Here is a 19445-nt window from a genome sequence, read left to right as displayed (position 1 = left end):
CCTTCCGAACAGGATGCCTGACGGCGCCTCCCCTTACGGCAGCACGATCGATCCGCTCGCCCGGCTGAACGCGATGAGCGCGGTGCTCGCCCGCAACTGGTGGCTGATCGCCCTGCGCGGCGCCTTCGCGATCCTGTTCGGGATCATCGCGCTCATCGCGCCCGGCGCTACCCTGCTGACCCTGGTGATCTTCTTCTCGGCCTACATGCTGGTCGACGGCATCACCGAGATCGTGGCCGCGGTCCGGGCGGCGGAAAGGCACGAGCGCTGGGGCTATCTCCTGGCGGCCGGCCTGCTCAACATCCTGGTCGGCGTGATCGCCTTCCTGATGCCGGGCAGTGCGCTCGTCGCCTTCGTCTACCTCATCGCCGCCTGGGCGCTGGTGACCGGCGCGCTGATGATCGCCGCGGCCTTCCGGCTCCACCTCGACCACGGCCGCTGGTGGCTGGGGATCGGCGGCGCGCTCTCGGTCCTGTTCGCGATCGCGCTGATCGCCAGCCCGGCCCTGTCGCTCCTCGTCCTGACCTACTGGATGGGCGGCTACGCCATCGCCTTCGGGGCCTTCATGCTGGTCCTCGCCTTCCGGCTGCGCAGCCGGCATGTCGGGACGGGTGGGGCGATGCGGCGGGCGTGAGCGACCGGTGACCGGTATCGCGGGTTTCCCCTCCCCCCTCCGCGGGGGAGGGTGGCCTGCGGAGCAGGCCGGGAGAGGGGCGGCGCGACGCTGATCCAGAGAGCGCCCTTCAGAACGGCTCAGTGTTTACCGGAAGCGTGGTTCCCCTCTCCCACCCGGCTCCGCCGGGCACCTTCCCCCGCAGAGGGGGGAGGGGGAACCCGCGCCATTCCTTTTCTTGGAAAGCCCTGCACTTTCGAGAACAAGCGTCTCAGGCCGGCGCCATCTCCCGCACCGGGCGGCGCCAGCGGGCCGGGCCGTCGCGATGCACCGAGGTGCCGGCGGCGTCCACCGCGACCGTGACCGGCATGTCCTCGACGATGAATTCGTGGATCGCCTCCATGCCGAGATCGTCGAAGGCGAGCACCCGCGCCGACTTGATCGCCTTCGAGACGAGGTAGGCGGCGCCCCCGACCGCGATCAGGTAGGCCGCGCCGTGGCGAGCGATGGTCCCGACGGCGGCGGGACCGCGCTCGGCCTTGCCGACCATCACCAGGAGGCCGGTCTGCGACAGGATCGGCTCCAGGAACTTGTCCATCCGGGTCGCGGTGGTCGGGCCGGCCGGCCCCACCGCCTCGTCGCCGACCGCATCGACCGGGCCGACATAATAGATCGCCCGGTCGCGCAGATCGACCGGCAGGGCCTCGCCCGCCGCCAGCATCCGGGTCAGGCGCAGGTGCGCCGCATCGCGCCCGGTGAGCAGGCGGCCCGAGAGCAGCAGGGTCTCGCCGGCGCGCCAGGTCGCGACCTCCTCGCGGGTCAGCTGGTCGAGATCGACCCGCCGCCCCGCGGCCGTGGCCACGCTGATGTCCTGGGGCCAGAGATCGAGGGAGGGCGGGGTGAAGACCGCGGGCCCGCTGCCGTCGAGGGTGAAATGGGCGTGCCGGTCGGCGGCGCATTGCGGGATCAGGCCGACGGGGAGCGAGGCGGCGTGGACCGGGAAGGTCTTGAGCTTCACATCCAGCACGGTGGTGAGCCCGCCGAGCCCCTGCGCGCCGATACCCAGCGCATTGACCCGCTCGAAGATCTCGAGGCGCAGCTCTTCCTCCTTCGAGGACGGCCCGCGGGCGCGGATCTGCGGCAGGTCGATCGGATCGAGGAGCGAGAGCTTGGCGAGCGTCATCGCCTTCTCGGGCGAGCCGCCGACGCCGATGCCGAGCATGCCGGGCGGGCACCAGCCGGCCCCAGCGTCTCGACGGTGCGCACCACCCAGTCGGCGACGGAATCGCTCGGGTTGAGGGCGGCGAACTTCGCCTTGTTCTCCGACCCGCCGCCCTTCGCGGCGACGTGGACCTCGACATGCTCGCCGGCCACCATCTCGACATGGAGCATGGCCGGTGCGTTGTCGCCGGTGTTGCGGCGGCCGAAGAGGGGTTCGGAGACCACCGAGGCCCGCAGCGGGTTGCGCTCCTCGCGCCAGGCGCGGCGCACGCCCTCGTCGACGATCTCCTGGAGCGAGCGGTTCGACACGATGCGGGCGCCGAGCCCGACCTTCATGAAGATCTGCGCCGTGCCGGTATCCTGGCAGATCGGCCGCCGGCCGAAGGCGGCCATGCGGGAATTGACCAGGATCTGCGCCATCGCATCCCGCGCCGCCGGGCTCTCCTCGCGCCGCCAGGCCTCGGCGAGGTTCTGGATGTAGTCCGCCGGGTGATAGTACGAGATGAATTGCAGGGCGTCGGCGATGGAGGCGACCAGGTCGTCTTCGCGGATGGTGGCCATGGTGGTCCTCCCGAAATGGTTACAGGATTTACCGCACCTTTTATTTGCAGAGCGCGGGATCCCCTCTCCCGTGTGGGAGAGGGGTAGGGGTGAGGGTGATACGCTTCAGGATGAGACGCTGAGCGTCGTGCTGGTAGCTTCACGGTCGAGATCAATTCTGAACCGTAGCACCCTCACCCCCAGCCCCTCTCCCACACGGGAGAGGGGTGAGTGCTCCACTAGTCAACGTGAGAGCGAAGCTACGCCGCAAACTCCCGCCGGATCGCCTCGCTGTGCTCGCCGATCCCCGGCACCCGGCCGAGCACCGGCGCCTGCCCGTTCCGCAAGGCCGGCGGCGCGACGATCGAGGCCGGGCCGGCATGGGTCTCCACCGTCACCCGCCTGAGTGCCGGATGCGAGACGAGGTCGGAGAGCCCGTTGACGAAGCCGAAGGCGGTGCCGGCCGCGCGCAACCGATCCGCCGCCTCGTCGCGGCTCAACGCGGCGAAGGCCTGCGCCACCACCGCGTCGACCGCGGGCCGGTTCGCCACCCGGGCGTTGTTGCTCTCGAAGCCCGCCCGCGCGGGAAGGTCGGGCTGGCGCAGGAACGACGTGCAGAACTTCGCCCATTCGCGCTCGTTCTGGATCGAGATCAGCACCAGGGCCCCGTCCCGGGTCGGGAAGGCGCCGTAGGGGCAGATCGACGGGTGGGCCAGGCCCACCCGCTGCGGCGCCCGGCCGGTGCCCTCGAAGTAGAGCAGCGGCACGTTCATCCAGTCGGCCATGCCGTCGAACAGGCTGACCTCGAGCTTGGTCCCCTCGCCGGTGATGCCGCGGGCGATCAAGGCTTCCAGCACCGCGGCGTGGGCCGCCATGCCGCAGGCGATGTCGCAGACCGACACCCCGACCCGGCCGGGACCGGCGGGATGGCCGGTGATCTCGGCAAGCCCGCTCTCGGCCTGGACCAGCAGGTCGTAGGCCTTCATGTCCGAGTAGGAATGCCCCGCGCCATAGCCGGTCACGTCCACGGTGATGAGCCGGGGGTAGCGGGCGCGCAGCTCGTCCGAGCCGAAACCCGCCCGGGCGGCGGCGCCCGGCGCGAGGTTCTGGATGAACACGTCGGCCTTTTCCAGCACCGCGTGCAGGAGCCTGGCGTCGCCCGGGTCCTTGATGTCGGCGACCAGGCTCTCCTTGCCGCGGTTGAGCCAGACGAAGTAGCTCGCCAAGCCGTTCACCGACGCGTCGTAGCCGCGGGCGAAATCGCCCTCGGGCCGCTCGATCTTGATGACGCGGGCGCCCGCATCGGCCAGGCGCGAAGAGCAGTAGGGTGCCGCCACCGCCTGCTCGAGCGCCACCACGGTGAGGCCCTCGAGCGGCCTCACCCCACTCCCCGCCGCCGAAGTCCCCGCAGCCATGATCGTCAGACCCCGTGCTTGATCGCGATCATCTTCATCGAGCCGAAGCCGTACAGGGCCTCGAAGCCCTTCTCGCGGCCGTGGCCCGAGCCCTTCACGCCGCCGAAGGGCAGTTCGACGCCGCCGCCCGCGCCGTAATTGTTGACGAAGACCTGGCCCGACTTGATGCCCTTCGACAGGCGCAGGGCCTTGCCGAGATCCTGGGTCCAGATGCCGGCGGCGAGCCCGTACTCGGTGCCGTTGGCCACCTTCAGCGCCTCGGCCTCGTCGCGCACCCGGATCGCCACCAGGACCGGCCCGAAGATCTCTTCCTGCGCCAGGCGGTGGTCCGGCGGCACGTCGCCGATCAGGGTCGGGCGGACGTAGTAGCCCTCCCCCGGCACGTTGGTGCCGAGTTCGCCCTCGGCCAGGATGGTCAGGCCGTCGCGGCGGGCCAGATCGATGTAGCCCTGCACCCGCTCGCACTGCTTGGCATTGACCACGGGGCCGAGATCGAGGTCCTGCTCGCCCGAGCCGACCCGCAGGTCCTTGAAGCGCTTGGCGAGGTCGGCGGTGAAGCTGTCGTAGATCGTGTCCTCGATCACCACGCGCGAGCCCGCCGAGCAGGTCTGGCCGGCATTCTGGGTGATCGCCTTGACGATGACGGTGCCGGCCTCCGACAGGTCGGCATCGGCGAAGACGACCTGGGGCGACTTGCCGCCGAGCTCGAGCGTCACCGGAATCGTGTTCTTGGCGGCCGCCGTCTGGATCAGGGTGCCGACCTCGCGCGAGCCGGTGAAGCTGATGTGGTGGATGCCCTTGTGCGAGGCGAGAGCCGCGCCCGCCTCCTCGCCGAGGCCGGTGACCACGTTGAGGCTGCCGGCCGGGAAGCCGGCCTCGGCGGCGAGCTTCGCCAGGTGCAGCGCCGAGAGCGAGGTGTCCTCGGCGGGCTTGAGCACCACAGCGTTGCCCATGGCGAGCGCCGGGGCGACCGAGCGGCCGGTCATCTGGAGCGGATAGTTCCACGGCACGATCACGCCGACGACGCCGTGCGGCTCGTAGACGGTCATCACGGTGAAGCCGTTCTGGAACGGGATCGTGTCGCCGTGCACCTTGTCGGCGGCGCCGCCGTAATACTCGAAGTAGCGGGCGCAGACCTGGGCGTCGTTGCGGGCGAGCGTCATCGGCTTGCCGACATCCTCGCTCTCCATCTTCGCCAGGATCTCGGCGTCGCGGCGGATCAGCTCGGCGAGCTTCAGCATCAGCCGGCCGCGGGAGGCGGCGTCGAGCCGGCCCCACTCGCCGTCCATGGCGGCGTGGCCGGCCTTGACGGCGTCGTCGATCTCCTTGGCGCCGCCGCGGGCGATGCGGGCCATCTCCTGGCCGTGCGACGGGTTGAGCACCGGCAGGCTCGCCTCGCTGCCGATCCAGGCGCCGCCGATGAAGTGCTGGTGGGCGTTCATGCGTCTTCCTCCCGTGGCGGCCGGCCGCCATTCGGGGCGGCCGGCCAACTCTTGGGCGCGGTGTTACCGCGCCGTGAGGAGGGATTCCAATACGATCGACGGGCGCGCGCGATAGGAAAGGGATATGGCGCGCACCGTCACCAGTGCCGCTGCGCCGACAGGGTCTGCCGGGCGATCTCGGCGGCGAGCGGGATGTCCTCGATCGGCGTCTCGTCCAGGAACGCCCGGGCGACGAGGGCGAGATCGATCCAGGCCTCGGAGGCCGGCAGCTTGCGCCGGCTGCGCCCGACCATGGTCCCGCCGTCCGCCCCACCCCGTTCCGCTCCACCCTTGACCGCCTTGGCGATCCAGGCGAGCTGCTCGCCCCAATGCGACCGCCGCGGACCGACGATCCGGGTGAGCACCGCGCCCTGCTTCTTGCGGCCGGCGGTGAGCGTCGTGGCGACGATCGTCGCCATGTCGGTCTCGAACCAGCTGGCCGGGAAGTGATAGGCCTTCGCCCAGGTCGCCGAGGCGGCGAGTGCCGCCTTGGTCGCCGCCTCCGAGCGGCGCTCCTCCGGCAGCCCGTCGAGGAGCTGCGCCACGATCGCGCCGGCCTCCAGCCGCGCCGGGGCGATCGGCGGCAGGCCGACGGCGTCGAGAAATCGCAGCAATTCGAAGGGCGGCGGCTCGCCCCCCGCCAGGCCGGTGGCGAGGCCATGGGCGATCAGGTCGCGGACGAAATCCGGCGAGGTATCGACACAGTCGATGGTCCGCGCGACCTCGCCGAGGAACTGGGCCGCGCCCTGGCGACCGAGATCGTCCTGCAGCATCGCCTCGCGCAGGCCATGGCCGTGCTTCATCAGAAGAGCGGCGAAGACGTGCCGGTCGGTCTCGTCCACCAGTGCGAAGACGCTCTGTGCCCCACCGCCGTCGCAGCCGGTGGCAATGAAGCGTACGACGCGCGCCGGCGCGGAGCCTTCGGCCGGCCGCAAGGTCCCGCCCCGCTCGCGGCAGGCCGCGATCGCGGCACCGACGGGCTCCTGGAGCTCATCCGGCAGCCAGGGGCGCATCGCGGCGAGCCGGCCGGCGCTCACCGCCGAGACCTGCCCCTTCCGTGCGGCCGCGACGAGGCGCTCCGCCACGGCCCGGGCGATCTCCCGGTCCGGATCGAGGAGCCAGCCCAGTGCCGCCTCACGCATCGCCGGCACGTCCGAGTCGATCATGATGCCGACCGACACGATGCGGACCGCGTCGGGGAAGACCGCGAACTGCTCGGCGAACTGCCCGTGGATCAGGAACGGGTCGTGATCCATCGCCTCGGCGGCCTGCGCGAAATCGGCCGCCATCTCCTCCGGGGTTGGCGGCTCCGCGCCCTCCACCGAGTCCAGGGCAGCCCCGGCGATCAGATCGCGCATCGATTCGGGCAGGGGCAGCCGGGCCGCGACGAATTGATGGGCGATGCCGAGGAGGAGGTCGGGCGGCAGCGTGCCGGTCTCGGCGGCCTCTTCCAGGCGCTCGAACAGCGTCAGGAGGGTTACCGCGGCCGCGCCTCCCGGCTCCGCCTCGACGGCCATCCGGGCCTCGCCGAGGGCGCTGCCGAGCAGCATCAGAAGGGCCGTGCAGCGGTCGTCGTCGCGCCGCTTCCTGCGGCCCTGCTCCATCAGGAGATCGAACAGGGCCTCCGGGGCGCCGTCGAGGGAGACGAACTCGGCCATCATGCCCGGGACGGGCGCGGCGGGCGCGCCGGACCGCACGGCCTCGGCGAGCTGGTCGGCGAGGACGGTCAGGAGCGTGCGGGACATCGCATCCCCGTCCGCGGCGATCGCTTCGGCGGATCGCCCGGGCGAGACCTGCCGGCCGGGCGCCCTCTTGGTAGCGGCCTTCTTGGCTGCCGTCTTCCCGGTGGGAGCAGCCTTGCCGGTGGGAGCAGCCTTGTTGCCGGCGGCCTTCTTGCCGGCAGATGTCGTGACGGTCCTGGCCATGGAACAACCTCGGCAGCAGCGGGAGCCGACCCGGACTGCTCCGGGGATTTCTTCCCTCAAACTGCCGAGGCCACGACCGGTTGCCAAGAGGCGGACGGAGCGCAGCGCGCTCCAACCGCGCCTCGCGGCGGTCGGATTACCGGCCGGAGCCGCTATTGCCGCTGCCCTGCGGCACCGCCCGGGACGGCTGGCCGGCATTGCCGCCGGCGGCCGAGTTGCCGGTGATGGTCGAGGCGCCGTTCGGCCCGGGCGCGATCACGCCGCCGGCGGTGCCGCCGGTGTTGTTCGGCATCGGCGCGACGGTGCCGGCGGCGGCGGGCCCGGTCTGCATGGTGCCGTTGCCCATCGGGCCCGGCGCGGTGGTCGGGGCGGCGGTCTGGGCCGAGGCCGCGCCGGCGACGAGAAGCCCGGCGGCGAGTCCGGCGAGAATCGAACGCATGCTGCTCTCCTGTCGGATCCTGGATTCGGTTGATCCTGGACCCGACAACGTGCGCGAACTGGTCCGGTTCGACATTATTTGACTTGATGAGCGATGACGCGGCGCAGCATCGCGCAGCATTCGTCCAGATCGGACAGGCCGATCGACTCGTCGGGCCGGTGCGCCTCGGCGATGCGGCCGGGTCCGCAGATGATCGACGGGATGCCGGCGGCCTGGAACAGGCCGGCCTCGGTGCCGTAGCTCACCGCTCCCAGCGCCGGCCTGCCCGACCAGACCTCGGCGAGACCGCGCAAGGGCGCGTCGTCGGGCAGATCGAGGGCCGGGTAGAGCGACAGGATCTCGCCTTCGACCGCGACCACGCGGCCGGCCGCCCGGAGCGGCGCCACGAGACCGTCGATACCGGCCTGGAACGCATCGTGGATCGTCATCGGATCGACTCCCGGCACCGCGCGGGCCTCCCACTCGACCCGGCAGGTGTCGGGCACGACGTTGACTCCGGTGCCGCCGTGGATCACCCCGACCTGGAGCGTCGAGGAGGCCGGCTCGAACAGCGGGTGGAACGGCCCCTGGCGTCCGAACCCCTCGTGCAGGCTGCGCACCAGCCCGATGACGTCCGCGGCGAGATGCACGGCGTTGTCGGCGAGGTCCGGCCGCGAGGAATGGCCGGCCCGGCCGCGGACCGTGAGGCGCCCCGCCACCTTGCCCTTGTGGCGCAGGACCGGCTGCATCTCCGAGGGCTCGCCGACGATGCAGCCTTCGGGCGCCGCGCAGAGTTCGGGCAGCCGGGCGATCATGTGGCGGACGCCGACGCAGCCGACCTCCTCGTCGTAGGAGAGAGCCAGGTGGATCGGCCGGGTGAGCCCGGCCCGCACCATCTCGGGCACGAGCGCGAGCATGCAGGCGACGAAGCCCTTCATGTCGACGGCGCCCCGCCCGACCAGGCGGTCGCCGATCCGGCGCAAGGAGAACGGGTCGCCGGTCCAGCCCTCGCCGGCCGGCACCACGTCGAGATGGCCCGACAGGATGATCCCCGGCATGTCGCGCGGGCCGATCGTGGCGAACAGGTTGGCGCGGTCGCCCTCCGGCCCCGGCAGCACGGTCGCCTCGACGCCGTGGCGGGCGAGATGGTCGCGCACGAGGTCCACGATCGTGCCGTTCGGCGTGCGGCAGACGGAGGGGATCGCGACGAGATCGGAGAGGAGGGCGGCGGCGTCGGTCATCGGGGCTCTCGCTGGCTGTGCCGACATCATAGCCCCGGGGCTCCGGCAGGCTCCGGCGGAAAGCCGTCCCCCGCGGCAGAACCTGCGGCAGGCGATGGCCGACGCGGCAGGAACGGACCGTCCCCCGCGGGCGGGGCTCCGAGCGAGTTGCCAGGTGACAATTCCAGGCGGCCACCCACCATCATTTCTGCCGCCCACCCCCGCCAAACCCGCACCCCGCGCGGCGCCGCGGGGCCAGATCGGCGGAAAATCCCGCGACTCCCGCTTAGTCTCCCGGGCATCGCCGCCCCGGAGCCCTTGAGCCATGCGCCCCAATTCCCTGATCGAGCTCGACCGCGATCACCTCATCCACCCGGTGATCTCGTGGAAGGGGCACGAGGCGCGCGGCGCCACGGTGCTGCAATCGGCCAAGGGCGCGACGCTCACCGACGCTGAGGGCCACACCCTGCTCGACGGTTTCTCGGGCCTGTGGTGCGTGAACGTCGGCTACGGCCACGACTCGATCGTGGAAGTCGCGGCCGAGCAGATGCGCCGGCTGCCCTACGCCACCGGCTACTTCCATTTCTCCAGCGAGCCGGCGATCCGGCTCGCCGCCCGCCTCGCCGAACTGGCGCCGGGCGACCTCAACCACGTCTACTTCACGCTCGGCGGCTCGGACGCGGTCGATTCGGCGGTGCGGTTCATCCGCTACTACTACAACGTCACCGGCCGGCCGACGAAGAAGCACATGATCGCCCTGGAGCGGGGCTATCACGGCTCCTCGACCATCGGCGCCGGGCTGACCGCCATTCAGTCCTTCCACGACAACTTCGACGCGCCGACCACCCTCCAGCACCACATTCCCTCGCCCTATCCCTACCGCAACCCGGCCGGCGACGACGACGCGACGGTGATCGCCGCCTCCGTGGCAGCGCTCAAGGCCAAGGTCGAGGAACTGGGTCAGGACAACGTCGCGGCGTTCTTCGCCGAGCCGATCCAGGGCTCGGGCGGCGTGATCGTGCCGCCGGACGGCTGGCTGAAGGCGATGCGCGAGGCGGCGCGCGACCTCGACATCCTGTTCGTCGCCGACGAGGTCATCACCGGCTTCGGCCGCACCGGCCCGCTCTTCGGCTGCGAGCATGACGGCGTGGTGCCGGACCTGATGACCACCGCCAAGGGCCTGACCTCGGGCTACAGCCCGATGGGCGCGGTGCTGATGTCGGACCGGATCTACCGCGCCATCGCCGACCACGCGCCGGCCGGCAAGCCGATCGGCCACGGCTTCACCTACTCGGCCCACCCGGTCAGCGCCGCGGTCGGCCTCGAAGTGCTGCGGCTCTACACCGAGGGCGGCATCTTGGAGAACGGGCGGCGCGCCGGCGAGCGCTTCACCGCCGGCCTCAAGCGCCTCGCCGACCATCCCCTCGTCGGCGACGTGCGGGTGCGCGGCCTGCTCGCGGGCGTCGAACTCGTCACCGACAAGGCGAAGCGCACGAAGCCGTCGCCGGATCTCGGCATCTCCGGCCACCTCGCCCGGCTCGGCTACAGGAACGGCGTGATCTTCCGCGCCTTCGCCGACGACATCGTCGGCTTCGCGCCGCCGCTCTGCTGCACGGACGAGGACATCGACACCCTGCTCGCCCGCTTCGAGCAGACGCTGGACGACGTCCTCGCCGTCGCCGACGTGCGCGCCGCGCTGGCGTGAGAAGGTTTTCCACCATGAGCGATCAGAACCGTCACTACCGCATCGCGGTCATCCCCGGCGACGGCATCGGCAAGGAGGTGGTGCCGGAGGGCGTCCGCATCCTGGAGACCGCCGCCGAAAAGTTCGGGTTCCGCCTCGATCTCGAGCACCACGCCTTCGGCTCGTGCGACTACTACGCCGAGCACGGCACGATGCTGCCGGCGAACTGGAAGGAGCTCCTGACGCCGACCGACGCGATCTTCTTCGGCGCCGTCGGCTGGCCGGCCACCGTGCCGGACCACATCTCGCTCTGGGGCTCGCTGCTCCAGTTCCGGCGCGAGTTCGACCAGTACGTCAACCTGCGCCCGGTCCGGCTGATGCCGGGCGTGCCCTGCCCGCTCGCCGGCCGCGAGCCCGGCGACATCGACTTCTACGTCGTGCGCGAGAACACCGAGGGCGAGTATTCGTCGGTCGGCGGCACGATGTATCCGGGCACCGAGCGGGAGATCGTGATCCAGGAGACGGTGATGAGCCGTCACGGCGTCGACCGGATCCTGAAATTCGCCTTCGACCTCGCGCAGTCCCGGCCGAAGAAGCACCTGACCTCGGCCACCAAGTCGAACGGCATCGCCATCACGATGCCGTACTGGGACCAGCGGGTCGAGGCGATGGGCGAGCGCTACCCGGAGGTTCGCCGCGACAAGTACCACATCGACATCCTGACGGCCCACTTCGTGCTGAATCCGGACCGCTTCGACGTGGTGGTGGGCTCGAACCTCTTCGGCGACATCCTGTCGGATCTCGGCCCCGCCTGCACCGGCACGATCGGCATCGCGCCGTCCGCCAACATCAACCCGGAGGGACGCTTCCCCTCGCTGTTCGAGCCCGTCCACGGCTCGGCGCCGGACATCGCGGGTCAGGGCATCGCCAACCCGGTCGGCCAGATCTGGACCGCCGCGATGATGCTGGAACACCTCGGCGAGGTGGACGCCGCCCACGCCATCGTGGCGGCGATCGAGACGGCCCTGCGCGATCCGGCGTCGCGCACCCGCGACCTCAAGGGCACGGCCTCGACCCGCGAGGCGGCCGAGGCGGTGCTGCGGGCTTTCGCGGCGGCGTGAGAACCGAGGTTGGGCCGGATGGTCCGCCGTCCCGCCCAACCTCACTTGCCGGATCTGCTCGCTTGGCGGATCTGCTCGCTTGGCGGATCTGTATGACATCGTCATGCAGCGTGATCCGATGAGGCGCGGAACGGAGGCGCCTCGATGAGAAGCAGCAAGCCAATCACCGTCACCCTGGGCGAGATGCAGGAGAAGGTGGAGGCGCGTGTCCGACCGGGTGCCTACGCGTCCGTCAGCGAGGTCGTGCGGGCAGGTCTACGCGCCCTCGATCGGGAAGAGGCGGCCCTCGAAGCCGTGCTCCGCCAGAATGTGCAAGAGGCTCTGAACGATCCGAGCCTTCCCATTCCCGCCGATCGGGTGTTCGAGGAATTGTGCGCGTATCATGCGGAACACCTGAAGACCACCGGCCGTGATGCGTAAGATCACCTACTCAAATTTTGAGACATTTGCAGTTATCCTACCGGCTACATCATCCCGAGAGACTGTCTGAGCGGTTGCGTCAATCGATCTACACACATCGACATCTCTCCTCGTCATCCTGGGGCTCGTCGAAGACGAGAACCCGGGATCCATAAGCGCTGACGGCGCCGAACGAGACGGTCAGCGTTCCGCCTCATCCTGAAAGGCCAACGGTTATGGATCCCGGGTTCCGCTACGCGGCCCCGGGATGACACCGAGGGTTTCAGTCCGGTCGGCCAATTCGAACAGGCTCTCCGGCCGTGGTGATCGAGGCTCTACGATCCTGACATGGACTCGCGGTATGACCCGGGTGCCGGCGGCTGGGATGCGGTGCGGCACGGGCTCTCTCACCCCGCCGAGGTGGTATGGCTCCGCCGCTGCCCGATGGCACTCGCCAGCATGCGCGAGAGCTGCTCGGCCGAGTACGGCTTGTGCAGGAGCGGAAAGCCGTGGGAGCCCTCCTGCGCCAGGACGTGGCTGTAGCCGGAGGTGAGCAGCACCGGCAGGCCGGGATGGCGCCGGCGCAGGGCCTTGGCGAGTTCGATGCCGCCCATGCCGGGCATCACCACGTCGGAGAACACGGCGTCGTAAGCCGCATCCTGGCCCAGCACGTCGAGGGCCGCCTCGGCGCTGGTGACCCAGGTGGCGACGTAGCCGAGATCGCCGAGGATCTGCGCGGCGAAGCGGCCGACCCCGACATTGTCCTCGACGAGGAGCACCCGCTGGCCGGCCCGGGCCGGCGCCAGGCCCTCGTCCACCGGCGGCGCCTCGGCTCCCTCGGCGGGCGCCGCCACCTCGGGCAGGTAGAGGATGAAGGTCGAGCCCTCGCCCGGGGCACTCGTCACGTCGACGTCGCCGCCGGATTGCTTGGCGAAGCCGAAGACCTGGCTGAGCCCCAGGCCCGTGCCCTTGCCGACCTCCTTGGTGGTGAAGAACGGCTCGAAGATCTTTTCCATCACCGCCGGGCTCATGCCGGTGCCGGTGTCGGTCAGCGAGATCGCCGCGAAGGGCCCCCTTGCGGCGGCGTGGCCGCGGATCTCGGGCTTGGCCGCCCCGCAGGCCACGGCCAGCGTCAGCGTCCCCTCCCCCTCCATCGCGTCGCGGGCATTGACCGCCATGTTGATGAGCGCGGTCTCGAACTGGCTCTGATCGGCGCGCACGAAGCACGGCCGGTCGGGGGCTTTCGTCACCACGCGGATGCGCGCGCCGGTGACCGTGTCGAGCATGTCGGCCACACCCTGGAGGCGGGCGACGACGTCGAACACCTCGGGGGCGAGCGCCTGGCGGCGGGCGAAGGCGAGGAGCTGGCCGGTGAGCTTGGCGGCCCGGTCCACCGTGTCGGAGACCGCGTCGAGGTAGCGGCGCTTGCGCGCCTCCGGCAGTTCGGGCCGGCGCAGGAAGTCCACCGACGAGCGGATGATCGTGAGCAGGTTGTTGAAGTCGTGGGCGACGCCGCCGGTCAGTTGCCCCACCGCCTCCATCTTCTGCGACTGGCGAAGTGCCTCCTCGGCCTGGACGAGGCGCTGGGCGCGATCGCGCTGCTCGGTGACGTCGCGGGCGACGCAGTACAGGCTGCCCTCGAACGGCACCGCCCGCCACGACAGGGTGCGGTAGCCGCCGTCCCGGGTGCGGAACCGGTTCTCGAACGACAGGGTCGGCTCGCCGGAGCCGAGGCGCCGGATCTCGGTCCGGGTGCGGTCGAGGTCGTCCGGGTGTTCGAGCCAGGCGGAGGTCTGCCCCACCACCTCGTCGGGCCGCCAGCCGAGCGTCGCCGTCCAGGCCGGGTTGACGCTGAGCCAGACCCCGTCGGCATCGGCCACCCCCAGCATGTCCCGGCTCACCTGCCAGATCCGGTCGCGCTCGGCGGTGCGGGCCGCGACCTGACGCTCCAGGGTCTCGTTGAGGCCGCGCAGGGCCTCCTCCAGCCGGCGCTGGGCGGTGATGTCGTTGAACAGGATCGCGACGTGCCGGTCCTCCGGCGCGTCGACCCGGAAGGCATGGACCTCGTACCAGCGCTCGCCCAGCGCCCGGGCCGGCTGGACGAAGCGGATCGGCTCGCCGGTCAGCGCCACCCGGCCGTAGAGGTCGAACCAGTGCGGCTCGTGGTCCGGAGCGATCTCGCGCATCCAGCGCCCGGCCGCGTCCGCGATGCCGGTCTGGCGGGCGAACGCCGGGTTCACCTCCAGGAAGCGGTAATCCTCGGCCCGGCCCTCGGGATCGAAGCGCAGGGCGACGACGCAGAAGCCGGCATCGATCGCCTCGAACAGGGTGCGGTAGCGCGTCTCGCTGCGCCGCAGGGCCTCCTCGGCCCGGCGCCGGCCGGTGATGTCGATGATGAACTCGAAGCCGCTGCCGTCGTCGAGGCGGGTCGCCGCGCACAAGGCCCAGAACCGCGAGCCGTCCTTGCGCAGGTATTCGCGCTCGGTCGAGGCCGAGCGGCCCCGCGCCTGGAGCTCGGCGATGACGCCCCGGGAGACGGCCTGCCATTCCGGCGGTACCAGGATGCGGCCCGAGAGCAGGCCGCGCTCCAGGTCGTCCCGGTCGTAGCCGCTCATCGCCAGGAAGGCGTCGTTGGCCTCGATCACCCGGCCGGCCATGTCGAACACGATCGCCCCGACGGTCTCGATGTCGAGGGCGGCGCGCAGGCGCGGATCGACGAGGAAGCCGCCGCTCCGGACCGGACCCCGTCCGTCCGCCATCGCCCGCTCGCTCCGGGCGGCGGAGGCCTCCGCCTCGGCCTCTTCCCGCGCCCGCTCGGAGGCCGCCAGGGCGGCGCGCAACCGCGCATTCTCCGCGACGAGGTCCGGGACGTGTCCGGGATCCGTCATTCCTCTCCCACCCGCAGCGGCGCCGCGCGGCCCGTCCGCGCCCATCGCCTCATCCCCGGGTCCCATATAGAGGAGGCGGGCCGCCCGTCTCCACCCGTCCGCCCCGCGACCATCGACGCAGGCGGGGGGTCGCGCCCGCATTGCGGCGGGGCGGGCAAGGCCGCATATCTGGGCGCGGCCCCGCCGTGGCGGGGCGGGAGGCGCGCGTGACGATCCAACCGACCCGTTGCAGCAACGCGGCCCTGCGCCGGGCGACGCGCAGCGTCGGGCAGCTCTACGACGACGCCCTGGCGCCGAGCGGCCTGCGCACGACGCAATACGGCCTGCTCGGGATGATCCGCCGCCTCGGCACCCCGACCATGGGCGAACTGGCCGAGGCGATGGTGATGGACCTCTCGGGCCTCGCCCACACCCTCAAGCCCCTGACCCGCGACGGCTATCTCAGCGTGGTGCCCGACCCCCGGGACCGCCGGGCGCGGCGCATCGCCCTGACGACGTCCGGCGCCGCCAAGCTCGCGGAGGCGACACCTTTGTGGCGGGCGGCCCAGGACCGGTTCGACGCCGCCTTCGGGCCGGAGCGGGCGGCTCTGCTGCGCGACCTGCTGCACGAGCTGGCGCTGCCGGAGTTCCGGACGACGTTCGGGGAGAGGCACGAGGCCGCGTCGGAACCCGATCGAGCAAGCTGACGCCTCATCTCGTCCAGGCATATCTCGGAGTCTATTTGACTTAAGAGAAGGGGATCGCGATAATTTTTCTATTCTACCCGCGACCTCATCCCGAGAGCCTGCTTGAGTGGGATCGTCTTTCATAACGCCGTAAATTGCAGGATATATCCTATCCATGACCTCATCCTGAGGTGCGACTGAAAGGAGCCTCGAAGGAGGACTCCAGGAATCGCAGCATCTTCTGGAGGCCTCCTTCGAGGTCAGTCGATTTTCAATCGACTAACACCTCAGGATGAGGTCATAGGTGGGATGAAGGTCTGCGATCGGGCAAACCGACTCTTACTGTCAAGAATACCTCACGCTCTCGCACGCCCCCGCTCCTCCCCCGCCATCCCCCGGGCGAGATGCTGGAGCAGCTTGGCCGCCGCGGGCGAGAGCTGGCGGCCCAGCCGCGTGACGATCCGCGCCTCGACGCCGTCGAGACCGGGATCGGCCAGCGGCAGGGCCACCAGAACACCGTCGGCGATCTCCTGCGCGGCGCAGAAGGCCGGCAGCAGGGTCACGCCGGTGCCGGAGGCGGCGAATTGCTTGAGCACGCCGATCGAGCCGGTGATCAGCGCCGGATCGAGCCGCACGCCCTCCGCACGCTCGGCCGCCGCGATGATCTGCCGGATGCCGTAGGCCGGGTGCATCGTGCCGAGGCGGTGGCCGGCGAGGTCGGCGAGCCGCACCGGACCCGGATGGGCGGCCAGCGGGTGGTCGGTCCGCACCAGCACCCGAATCGGGTGCGGCATCGCCAGATGGGTGCGTAGGCGCGGCTCCGGCGGCGGGTTGTAGACGAGGCCGAGATGCGCCTCGTCCTCGACAACCCGGCGCACCACGTCGTTGGTCGCCGCGAGGTCGAGGGTCATGGTCAGGTCGGGGTGGCGGGCCCAGAAGCCCTGGAGCAGGCCCGACATCAGGTCGCCGATGAAGCCCTCGCCGAGCACGACATCGATGTGCCCGCGGCGCAGACCCTTGAGCTCGGTGAGCTTGGCCAGGATGTCCTCCCGGTCGGAGGTCTGGCGCCGGTAATAGTCGAGGAGGAGCGAGCCGGCAGGCGTCGCCCGCACCCCGCGGCGGTGTCGCTCGATCAGGGAGGTGCCGAGCTGCCCCTCCATCTGGACGATCTGGCGGCTCACCGCCGAGGCGTTGACGTCGAGTTTGTCGGCCGCGGCGCGGACCGAGCCGCAACCGACGGCTTCCGCGAGATAGCGCAGGCAGCGCTCGTCGAGGCTGTGATGCATCGGATCCTCCCACCCGCTCACCGGGTGCGTTGCCGGCAAGTCAACGCAAAATACCGGCCAACCTCATTCCGCTCAACGCCGATCGGCCCCAGTCTCCGGTTCCCAGAGGGGCGCCGCATCATGGCGGCGCCGGTTCCGGGAGACAGCGGACATGCGGACGATCGGCGTCATCGGGCTCGGCAACATGGGCCGGGGCATGGCCCTCTCGCTGCGGCGGCGCGGCTTCACCGTGATGGGCTACGACCCCGCCCCCGCCGCCCGGGAGGCCTCGGCGGCGGACGGGATCGTCATCGCCGAGGGACCGTCCGCCCTCTGGCGGGATTGCGAGGCGGTGGTCCTGTCGCTGCCGAATCCCGAGGTGGTGGACGCGGTGCTGCTCGGGCCCGACGGGCCGCTCCACGGAGCGAAGTCCGGCCTCCTGATCGTCGACACCTCGACCTCGGACCCGGCGGTCACCCGGCGCATCGCGGCGGCGCTGGAGCCGGCTGGCATCGACCTGATCGACGCGCCGGTGAGCGGCGGCCCGAAGGGCGCGCATGCCGCGACCCTCACCATGGTGATCGGCGGCAGCGACCGGGCGGTGGCCCTGGCCGAGCCGGTGCTCGCGGCGATGAGCGCGACCCGGGTCCATGTCGGCGGCGTCGGCGCCGGCCACGTCACCAAGCTCGCCAACAACCTGCTCTGCGCCGCCCATCTCATCACGGCCGCGGAAGCCGTGCGGATGGCAAAGGACGCGGGCGTCGATCCCGAGCGCCTGCTCGCCGGGATCAATGCCGGCTCGGGCCGCAGCGGCGTCACGCAGGTCAACTTCCCGACCTGGGTGCTCAACGGCGCCTTCGATTCCGGCTTCACCATGAAGCTGATGCGCAAGGACGTGCGCCTCGCCGAGAGCCTGATCGGCGCCCTCGACCTCGACCTGCCGCTCTCGGCCCAGGTCGGCCGGCTGTGGCGCGACAGCGTCGAGGTCGCCCCCGACGACGCCGACTTCAACGCCATCGTCAAGCTCCAGCTCGCCTGAACCCGGGAGATCCCCCCATGACCGAGACCCGCCCGCAGGCGCTCGCCGCCCTCCTGCGCCCGTTCTTCCCCGAGACGACCCAGATCGGATCCTGGGTGAACGGCCGCATCGTCCCCGGCACCGGCGAGCCGGTGCGCCTCGTCGATCCCTCGACCGGCCTGACGCTCGCCGAGTACCCCGATGCGGGGCCCGACGTGGTCGCCGAGGCCGCCCGCGCGGCGAAAGCCGGCCAGGCCCGCTGGGCGGCGCTGACCGGTGCGGCCCGCGGCCGGGTGATGCAGGAGATCGCCCGCACCATCCGCGGCGAGATCGAGGGGCTCGCCCGCCTCGAGGCGCTGAATGCCGGCAAGCCGATCCGCGATTGCCGGGGCGAGGCGACCAAGGTCGCCGAGATGTTCGAGTATTACGCCGGCTGGGCCGACAAGCTCCACGGCGAGGTGATCCCGGTCCCGACCAGCCACCTCAACTACACCCGCCGCGAACCCCTCGGCGTCGTGCTCCAGATCACGCCCTGGAACGCCCCGGTCTTCACCTGCGGCTGGCAGCTCGCCCCGGCGCTCGCCGCCGGCAACGCAGTGCTGCTCAAGCCCTCGGAGCTCACCCCCCTGACCTCGCTCGCGGTGGCGGCTTTGGCCGAGCGGGCCGGGCTGCCGGCGGGCGTCGTCAACGTGCTTTCCGGCTACGGCCACACCTCCGGCCAGGCGGCCCTCGCCGAGAAGGTCGTGACGAAGGTGGTCTTCGTCGGCTCGCCGGCCACCGGCGCCAAGATCGCGGAGAGCGCCGCGCGGCACCTGAAGCCCTGCGTGCTCGAACTCGGCGGCAAGTCGGCCAACATCGTCTTCGCCGATGCCGACCTGGAGCGGGCCTGCCTCGGGGCGCAGGCCGCGATCTTCGCCGGGGCCGGCCAGTCCTGCGTCGCCGGCTCGCGGCTCCTCGTCGAGCGCCCGGTCTACGAGCGCTTCGTCGCCATGCTGGCGGCGGGCGCCGAGCGCATCCGCGTCGGCGATCCGCTCGATCCCGAGACCGAGGTCGGGCCGATCAACAACGCCACCCAGTACCGGCACGTCCTCGCGATGATCCGCGGCGGGATCGATCAGGGCGCCACGCTCGCCGCCGGCAGCGACGGCACCCCGACCGAGGGCGGCTTCTACGTGCGCCCGACGATCCTCGCCCAGGCCGACAATGCCATGGATTGCGCCCGCACCGAGATCTTCGGGCCCGTCGTGACGGTGATCCCGTTCGACACGGAAGAGGAGGCGGTCGCCATCGCCAACGATTCCGAGTTCGCGCTCGCCGGCGCGGTCTGGACCCGCGACGTCGGCCGCGCCCACCGGGTCGCGGCCCTGGTCCGTGCCGGCACCTTCTGGATCAACGCCTACAAGACCATCCACGTCTCCTCGCCCTTCGGCGGCTCGGGACGCAGCGGCTACGGGCGCTCCAGCGGCCTCGAGGCCCTGCACGAATACACCCAGGTCAAGAGCGTCTGGGTCGAGACCGCCGCCGCCCCCGCCGCCTCCTTCGGCTACGCCCCGGGCGTCGGCGCCTGATCCT

Annotated in this window: 14 protein-coding genes and 1 pseudogene; 7 read left to right on the top strand and 8 right to left on the bottom strand. The window is 71.1% G+C overall.

The genetic code is table 11. The annotated features are described in order from the left end of the window. Positions 1–13 precede the first annotated feature (13 nt). The gene (locus F1D61_RS08785; RefSeq protein ID WP_203157532.1) at positions 14–634 is read left to right on the top strand and encodes an HdeD family acid-resistance protein; all 621 of its coding nucleotides are present in this window, start codon (positions 14–16) and stop codon (positions 632–634) included. A gap of 250 nt (positions 635–884) precedes the next feature. Here F1D61_RS08785 and F1D61_RS08780 read toward each other — a convergent pair. The 6 genes and pseudogenes from F1D61_RS08780 to argE form a co-directional block, all read right to left on the bottom strand. Beyond that, positions 885–2395: pseudogene (locus F1D61_RS08780) on the bottom strand (fumarate hydratase). Positions 2396–2634: 239 nt separating this feature from the next. Then, entirely contained in the window at positions 2635–3789 is a 1155-nt protein-coding gene (locus tag F1D61_RS08775; RefSeq protein ID WP_203157531.1) for a CaiB/BaiF CoA transferase family protein, read from the bottom strand. A 5-nt stretch (positions 3790–3794) separates the two neighbouring features. Next, positions 3795–5231, bottom strand: coding sequence for an aldehyde dehydrogenase family protein (locus tag F1D61_RS08770; RefSeq protein WP_203157530.1), 1437 nt, complete (start codon positions 5229–5231; stop codon positions 3795–3797). A 137-nt stretch (positions 5232–5368) separates the two neighbouring features. Then, entirely contained in the window at positions 5369–7195 is a 1827-nt protein-coding gene (locus tag F1D61_RS08765; protein ID WP_203157529.1) for a hypothetical protein, read from the bottom strand. 136 nt (positions 7196–7331) lie between these two features. Next, positions 7332–7634, bottom strand: a complete 303-nt coding sequence (locus F1D61_RS08760; RefSeq protein ID WP_203157528.1) for a hypothetical protein — start codon at positions 7632–7634, stop codon at positions 7332–7334. A gap of 74 nt (positions 7635–7708) precedes the next feature. Further along, positions 7709–8854: an acetylornithine deacetylase gene (gene argE, locus F1D61_RS08755; RefSeq protein WP_203157527.1), complete on the bottom strand. Its 1146-nt coding sequence runs from the start codon at positions 8852–8854 to the stop codon at positions 7709–7711. A 304-nt stretch (positions 8855–9158) separates the two neighbouring features. Here argE and F1D61_RS08750 point away from each other — a divergent pair, with 304 nt between their 5' ends. The 3 genes from F1D61_RS08750 to F1D61_RS08740 all read left to right on the top strand — a co-directional run bounded on the left by F1D61_RS08750 (position 9159) and on the right by F1D61_RS08740 (position 12058). Beyond that, complete coding sequence (locus tag F1D61_RS08750; RefSeq protein ID WP_203157526.1) at positions 9159–10538, top strand: aspartate aminotransferase family protein; 1380 nt, start codon at positions 9159–9161, stop codon at positions 10536–10538. Positions 10539–10552: 14 nt separating this feature from the next. Beyond that, on the top strand, positions 10553–11638 hold the full coding sequence (locus F1D61_RS08745) for a tartrate dehydrogenase (protein ID WP_203157525.1): 1086 nt from the start codon (positions 10553–10555) through the stop codon (positions 11636–11638). A 144-nt stretch (positions 11639–11782) separates the two neighbouring features. After that, positions 11783–12058, top strand: coding sequence for a type II toxin-antitoxin system ParD family antitoxin (locus F1D61_RS08740; RefSeq protein WP_203157524.1), 276 nt, complete (start codon positions 11783–11785; stop codon positions 12056–12058). 386 nt (positions 12059–12444) lie between these two features. Here the strand turns inward: F1D61_RS08740 and F1D61_RS08735 are convergent, their stop codons facing one another. Beyond that, a complete protein-coding gene (locus F1D61_RS08735) occupies positions 12445–14925 on the bottom strand; it encodes a PAS domain S-box protein (protein ID WP_203157523.1) in 2481 nt (826 codons plus the stop codon). A gap of 206 nt (positions 14926–15131) precedes the next feature. Between F1D61_RS08735 and F1D61_RS08730 the strand changes: the two genes are divergently transcribed. Beyond that, a complete protein-coding gene (locus F1D61_RS08730) occupies positions 15132–15611 on the top strand; it encodes a MarR family winged helix-turn-helix transcriptional regulator (protein ID WP_246775790.1) in 480 nt (159 codons plus the stop codon). A 335-nt stretch (positions 15612–15946) separates the two neighbouring features. Here the strand turns inward: F1D61_RS08730 and F1D61_RS08725 are convergent, their stop codons facing one another. Beyond that, complete coding sequence (locus F1D61_RS08725) at positions 15947–16876, bottom strand: LysR family transcriptional regulator (RefSeq protein WP_203157522.1); 930 nt, start codon at positions 16874–16876, stop codon at positions 15947–15949. Between F1D61_RS08725 and F1D61_RS08720 the strand changes: the two genes are divergently transcribed. After that, on the top strand, positions 16875–17894 hold the full coding sequence (locus F1D61_RS08720; protein ID WP_281437050.1) for an NAD(P)-dependent oxidoreductase: 1020 nt from the start codon (positions 16875–16877) through the stop codon (positions 17892–17894). The genes F1D61_RS08725 and F1D61_RS08720 overlap by 2 nt on opposite strands. A 17-nt stretch (positions 17895–17911) precedes the next feature. Next, positions 17912–19441: an aldehyde dehydrogenase family protein gene (locus F1D61_RS08715; RefSeq protein ID WP_203157520.1), complete on the top strand. Its 1530-nt coding sequence runs from the start codon at positions 17912–17914 to the stop codon at positions 19439–19441. The last annotated feature ends 4 nt before the right edge of the window (positions 19442–19445 follow it).

It is taken from the genome of Methylobacterium aquaticum (assembly GCF_016804325.1).
GTDB lineage: Bacteria > Pseudomonadota > Alphaproteobacteria > Rhizobiales > Beijerinckiaceae > Methylobacterium > Methylobacterium aquaticum_C.
This window is presented reverse-complemented; position numbering and strand designations above follow the sequence as displayed.